The sequence below is a fragment of the Dietzia cercidiphylli genome, assembly GCF_014145145.1.
GTDB lineage: Bacteria > Actinomycetota > Actinomycetes > Mycobacteriales > Mycobacteriaceae > Dietzia > Dietzia natronolimnaea.
In genome coordinates this window covers 1-5447 of record NZ_JAALEA010000221.1, presented here as the reverse complement: position 1 = coordinate 5447, position 5447 = coordinate 1, and the positions used below count along the sequence as shown (strand labels likewise).

The 5447-nt window shown below is 70.6% G+C and carries 7 protein-coding genes and 2 pseudogenes; 7 read left to right on the top strand and 2 right to left on the bottom strand.

Annotated elements, in window-relative coordinates; translation table 11 throughout:
- Window positions 1-218: pseudogene (locus tag G6028_RS08500) on the bottom strand (hypothetical protein); the annotation flags it as partial.
- Window positions 215-340, bottom strand: coding sequence for a hypothetical protein (locus G6028_RS17905; protein WP_277817588.1), 126 nt, complete (start codon window positions 338-340; stop codon window positions 215-217). The gene G6028_RS17905 and the pseudogene G6028_RS08500, both read right to left, overlap by 4 nt.
- Before the next feature lie 177 nt (window positions 341-517).
- Between G6028_RS17905 and G6028_RS08495 the strand changes: the two genes are divergently transcribed.
- The 7 genes and pseudogenes from G6028_RS08495 to G6028_RS08465 all read left to right on the top strand — a co-directional run.
- Complete coding sequence (locus tag G6028_RS08495) at window positions 518-748, top strand: helix-turn-helix transcriptional regulator (RefSeq protein ID WP_182658627.1); 231 nt, start codon at window positions 518-520, stop codon at window positions 746-748.
- The gene (locus tag G6028_RS08490; protein ID WP_182658626.1) at window positions 745-1275 is read left to right on the top strand and encodes a hypothetical protein; all 531 of its coding nucleotides are present in this window, start codon (window positions 745-747) and stop codon (window positions 1273-1275) included. The genes G6028_RS08495 and G6028_RS08490 overlap by 4 nt, the downstream gene beginning before the upstream one ends.
- A gap of 195 nt (window positions 1276-1470) precedes the next feature.
- Window positions 1471-1737 (top strand): BatC protein, encoded by a 267-nt coding sequence (locus G6028_RS08485; RefSeq protein ID WP_182658625.1) that lies wholly within the window; start codon window positions 1471-1473, stop codon window positions 1735-1737.
- Complete coding sequence (locus tag G6028_RS08480; protein WP_182658624.1) at window positions 1738-2985, top strand: cupin domain-containing protein; 1248 nt, start codon at window positions 1738-1740, stop codon at window positions 2983-2985.
- Between the two features lie 92 nt (window positions 2986-3077).
- On the top strand, window positions 3078-3884 hold the full coding sequence (locus G6028_RS08475; protein WP_241730639.1) for a sucrase ferredoxin: 807 nt from the start codon (window positions 3078-3080) through the stop codon (window positions 3882-3884).
- A 117-nt stretch (window positions 3885-4001) separates the two neighbouring features.
- On the top strand, window positions 4002-5021 hold the full coding sequence (locus G6028_RS08470) for an AraC family transcriptional regulator (protein WP_182658623.1): 1020 nt from the start codon (window positions 4002-4004) through the stop codon (window positions 5019-5021).
- 99 nt (window positions 5022-5120) lie between these two features.
- A pseudogene (locus tag G6028_RS08465) lies at window positions 5121-5447 on the top strand (MBL fold metallo-hydrolase); the annotation flags it as partial.

Here is a 5447-nt window from a genome sequence, read left to right as displayed (position 1 = left end):
ACGAAGTGCTCGATGCCCGCGCTGCTGAGCGCCACCCACTCGACGCGCTCCGGCAGGGTCGGGAACCCCTCGGGGCCGCCGATCCACACCAGGACCCGCGCCTCGTCGAGCGACAACACCGAGCCGCCCGCGCCCTCCACCGCGGCGACGAGGTGGGGGTCGCGGGTCGGCTCGACGGCCACGCGCAGAGCGGCGGCGTCACCCGGCGTGGGGATCATGTCGGCAGGGCCTTCTTTCCCGTCTCGGCGATAGTGGACACAGTGAGGAGCCCGATCACGCAGACCCCGATCACGCAGACCTCGATCACGCAGACCTTGATCACCCAGTATGCGGGCGCCATCCCGCTGCCGGTCCGTGTTACTTGCGGTCCAGGCCGCGCGAGGGTGACGGCCGCGGGTCTCAAGTCCGGCTAGGGGCACGACGACGACAACGTCGGCACCTGAACCGGGGGAGCCGCCGCCGGCGACAAGGTCAACTACTCTTGACATTAAAAGTCAAGTCTGATTAACATTGCGTCATGGCAGTCCGAGAGTCCGATGCGGCCGGATCGAACCCGGTCCGGGAGTGCCGCAAGGTCCAGCGGGTCACCCAGGCCGAGCTCGCCGAGGCGGTGGGTGTCAGCAGGCAGACGATCATCGCGGTCGAGCGGGGCGATTATTCGCCGTCGGTGTACCTGGCGATTCGTATCGCGCGGGCCCTGGAGCGGTCGGTCGAAGAGCTTTTCACTCTGGAAGAGGAGTCCCGATGAATCAGCGAAACAGCGTGTTCGACAGGTTGTCGGACCGGGTGATGAATCTCGACAGCCCGGCGTACGGGGACGAGCGGGAGCGCACCGTGTTCATGGAGGCGAGTTCGTTCGGTCTCACTATCGGTCTGTACGCGGGGCTCGCAGGGGCCGTCGTGTCCGCGGCGTTTGGCCTAATCCTGGTGCCGACAGTTCTCCTCGTGCTCACGATCCTGCCCGCGGCGGCGACCCAGTGGTACGCGCGGCGGCGGGGAGTCCACCTCAATGCCCTCGCCGAGGAGGCCGGGGCCAGGTCGACGCTGGTCACCATGGTCGCGGTGTGCGCGCTCATCGCCCTGACGTTCGCCGCGATGACCTACACCGTGTTCGCGGGTCAACCACTCCTGCCCTTCCCCTCGGTCACGGTGACACCGGGGGATGGTCTGCTCGGGGGTGCGGCACAGGGAGCTGTGGTCGGCGGGATGGTCGGGGCGGTCGCCGGGATCATCGGCTCCGTGTTCAGCTACCGCAAGGCGAACCGCGGGAGGTAGTAGTGGCGCCGCCGGTTCTCATCGCGGCCGGGTTTCGGGGGCGCGCCGGCGCCGGTTTCCGACCGGTCGTGCCCCATGTCCATCCGGTGGCATAGTGGGAACGGCAAGCCCCATCGTGTCCGGGCCAGTCCGGGCACGTGGCGACACCGCATGAATCCGTGCAGGTCAGCGCCTGCACCGACGAGAGGATCGCAGATGGCTATTAGCGACGATGACATGACCACCACCCCAGCGTCAGGCGAGGGAGTTGCTGACGGCGGCTCCAACCCGGATGGTCACGACGGCGGGGCCGACGGTTCCGCCCACCACATGAAGGGTGAGGGCGAAGGCCTCGCTGACGGCGGCTCGAACCCGGATGGTCACGACGGTGGCGCTGATGGATCCGCCGACTCCGGCGAAGGGCTGGCCGACGGCGGTTCGAACCCGGATGGCGCCGACGGCGGCGCTGACGGCACGCAGTAATTGCGGGCGCTTCATCGGTGCGTCGCGTGCGGCTCGGATGAGTTCGCGGCTCGGGTGTGGGGGCAGCGGCCCCTGCTGACCCGGGCGGCCGAGCTGCCACGCGACTACTCCGACCTGCTCTCGCCCGCGATGGTCGACGAGATCATCGCCGAACGCGGGGTGCGCACGCCGTTCGTGCGCATGGCGCGGGAGGGCACGCTCGTCGACCGGGCGTGCTTCACCCGCTCCGCGGGGTTCGGGGCGCAGATCGCCGATCAGCTCGACCCCGACGGCGTGCTCACGCAGTACGCCGCCGGGGCGACGCTCGTGCTGCAGGGACTGCACCGGTTCTGGCCGCCCATCATCGACTTCGTCCGGGGCATGACCTCGGACATCGGCCACCCGGTGCAGACCAACGCGTACATCACCCCGCCCGCGAATCGCGGGTTCGATCCGCACTACGACGTCCACGACGTCTTTGTGCTCCAGGTGTCCGGCACCAAGCGGTGGCGGGTGCACGAGCCCGTCCACCACTATCCGCTCGCGGACCAGCCGTGGACCGATCACCGCGAGGCGATCGCCGAACGGGCGAAGGACGAGCCGGTCATCGACACCGTGCTCGAGCCGGGGGACTGCCTCTACCTGCCGCGCGGCTGGGTCCACTCCGCCGAGGCGCAGGGCGATACCTCTATCCACCTGACGGTGGGCGTGGCCCCGCTGACCGGGCACGACGTCGCCACAGCGATGATCGAGGCACTGTCCTCGGAGGAGGAGCTGCGGGCGTCGTTGCCGTTCGGGCTCGCCCCGGCCGATGCCGCGAGCGCCGAGCCCCACGCCCGCGAGGTCCTCGACGTACTGGCCCGGTTGATCGCCGAGAAGCAGGAGCAGCTCAGCGCTCTCGCCGGCGACGCGCTCGCCGAGAAGTACCTCGACCTCACGCGCCCCGCCGCGATCCGCCCGCTGGCCACCCTCGACGCCGTCGCGTCCCTCGACGCCGACACTCAGCTGAGGCTGCGCGAGGGGCTCCATGCACGGGTGGACTGCACCGACTCCGACGCCGACGCCGACTCCGTCGCCGCCAATCCCGGCACGGTGGTGTTGAGGCTGCCCACCAAGTTGGTGACGTTCCCGGCGGTATGCGCTTCCGCCCTGCGCGCTGTCCTTGAGGGCGCTCCCGTGAGTGCCGGTTCGCTGCCCGGCCTCGATGCCGACGACGGCCTGGTGGTTCTCCGGCGGTTGCTGCGGGAGGGCGTGGTGGTGGCGCTGTGAGCAGGCCTGCGGACTGGGAACCGTGCAGTGACTCGTCGTTGCGCCGCGGCGATCCCCTGGACGGGTCGGGCTCCCGGGGGTTGCGGTGGCTGATGGTCGAGCTGTCCGGCCCGTGGGGGTATTCGGCGTTGCTCGACTCGCCGTCACTCCTTCCGCCCGAGCTGGGTCGCGAGATCGCCGGGCGTGCCCAGGAGGCTGAGGTCCGGGTTGCCGCGATCCGCAGGCCGGGTCGTCGTCGTCATACAGAGGATCAACGCTGGCGGTGGGCGCTCGCCGACGCCCGGCCCGGGCATGAGTCGCTGCGGTGGGGCGAGGTCGACGGCCCGGTCGGGTACGCCGAGATCCCCCTCGACGGTTCCGCCGGCGCCCCGTCAGCGGAGCCGCTGGTCGCCGTGTGCGCGCACGGCAAGCACGATCAGTGCTGCGCGGTGCGGGGGCGCAGCGCCGCGGCGCGGATCGCCGAGCGGTATCCGGAGGCGACCTGGGAGTGTTCTCACCTGGGCGGCGACCGCTTCGCCGCGACGATGCTCGTCCTGCCGCACGGACTCTTCTACGGCCGCGTCGACCAGGCGGAGAATCCGGCCGACATCGTCACCCGCTACACCGAGGGGCGGGTCGACGATCGGTACCTGCGTGGACGCAGTAGTCATTCGGCGGCCGTGCAGAGCGCCCAGCATCATGCCCGCGCGGTGGTGCCCGACGACGGCATCGACGCCTTCGCCCCGGTGCGCGTGGTCGAACGGGACGAGCACGTCGAGGTGACGCTCGAGGGCCCGCGCGGTCCGGTCGAGGTGTGGCTGCGGGAGACCTACTCGGAGCCGATCTTCACGATGTGCCGCGCCCACGCCCCCGGTCCGGTGAGGCAGTGGGAGCTGATCGAGGTCAGGGGCGGCGGGTAGGGCCGGACGGCGGGGCGAGGTGGAGCGAGGATGGTCGAACCACGTGTGGCTCCGCGGAGACGTACCCGGCCGCGGCTTCTCGCCGGCACTCCGCACGCGAAAGGACAGGCGACGTCGATGCAGCCGTTGATCCGCGCCGCGAGCCTGCGCGGGTTCGCTGAGCTCGTCACCGAACTCGGCGGGGATCCGGATCGGCTGCTCGCGCGGTTCGGCATCGAGCCAGAGACGTTGGCGGACGAGGACGGGCTGCTGTCGATCACCGACCACGACCGGATGCTCGATGTGGCGGCAGCCCACCTGCGCTGCCCGGACCTCGGTCTGCGGCTGGCCGAACGGCAGGACGTGACGATTCTCGGCCCCATCGCGCGCGCGATCGGATCGTCGCAGACCCCCGCGGAGGCGCTGGAGTGCGCGGCTCGGTTCATGTTCGTGCACAGCCCCGCGCTGAGGATCGAGGTCGCCGACGACCCGTGGGGCCGGCGCGGCGTGAATGCCCTGACCTACCGTAAGGAGCTGACCGAGTCGCCGTACTCGCCGCAGGCCGCTGAGTTGGGGCTGGGGGTGTTCTACCGGGTGGCCGTGCATCTGGTCGGGCAGTCCACCGGGTTGCGGTCGGTGGAGGTGCCGCACGGACCACTCTCGCCGGTCGGCCGGTATCTGGGCTTCTTCGGCGTCGACGTGAAGTTCGACCGGCCCGCGGCCGCGCTGTGCGTCGACCGTCGGATGTTGGATGCCACGTTCGCCTCCGCGGATGAGGATCTCCGTCGCGCGGCCCTCGATTACCTGACGGGCTCGTACTCCGACCCGTCGGACTCGGTGGCTCACCAGGTGCGCCGCCTCGTGGGGGAGCGCCTTCCCGGCCGCGTCCCCACGCTCGCCGAGGTGGCCAGGGCGCTCCTGCTCCACCCGCGGACGCTGCAACGTCGCCTCGCCGCCGTCGACACCACCTACGGCCGGGTCGTCGACGACCTGCGTCGGGATCGCGCGCACCGGTTCATCACGACCAGCGACCTGTCCTTCACCCAGATCGCCGACCTGGTCGGTTTCGCCGAGCAGGCCACGCTCAGCCACGCGGCGCGCCGGTGGTTCGGTATGTCCCCCGGGGAGCTGAGACGGACCACCAACCTGTCGCCCTGACACAAGTTTCCCGCCGCCGGACACCGGATGCTGATGTCGACCGCGGGAACGACCGGCGCCCCCCCGGGCGGCCACCCCATCGGCGAGGAGGAGCGAACGATGCTGCGCGAAGATCCACCGCGTTCGGACCAGGTGTCCGGGCCCATGCTCGAGCAGATCGGCGCGCGGCCGATCCCCGAATTCGACGGCGTCCACGACGTGTGGCCGCGGGGCGAGCGGCTGAGGGCGGTGCGCTCGGCGGCCGCCGAGTACAAGAAGCGGTTCGTGCAGCAGGGGCAGGTGCGGGCGGTGCGGTCAGTCGACGTGGCCGGGGCGCCGTACCCGGTCAAGTACGCCTTCGACAACGCGGTGTCTGTGCCCAGCCTGCCGTTGGTCACCATGATCAACCGCATGGTGGTGGTCCAGTACGACGACTGGAACGGTCGG

What these genes read in the sequence shown, in the direction of transcription:
- G6028_RS08490 (WP_182658626.1), top strand. Translation starts at nt 745, where the DNA reads ATGAATCAGCGAAACAGCGTGTTCGACAGGTTGTCGGACCGGGTGATG.
- G6028_RS08470 (WP_182658623.1), top strand. Translation starts at nt 4,002, where the DNA reads ATGCAGCCGTTGATCCGCGCCGCGAGCCTGCGCGGGTTCGCTGAGCTC.
- G6028_RS08475 (WP_241730639.1), top strand. Translation starts at nt 3,078, where the DNA reads ATGGTCGAGCTGTCCGGCCCGTGGGGGTATTCGGCGTTGCTCGACTCG.
- G6028_RS08485 (WP_182658625.1), top strand. Translation starts at nt 1,471, where the DNA reads ATGGCTATTAGCGACGATGACATGACCACCACCCCAGCGTCAGGCGAG.
- G6028_RS17905 (WP_277817588.1), bottom strand. Translation starts at nt 340, where the DNA reads ATGGCGCCCGCATACTGGGTGATCAAGGTCTGCGTGATCGAGGTCTGC.
- G6028_RS08495 (WP_182658627.1), top strand. Translation starts at nt 518, where the DNA reads ATGGCAGTCCGAGAGTCCGATGCGGCCGGATCGAACCCGGTCCGGGAG.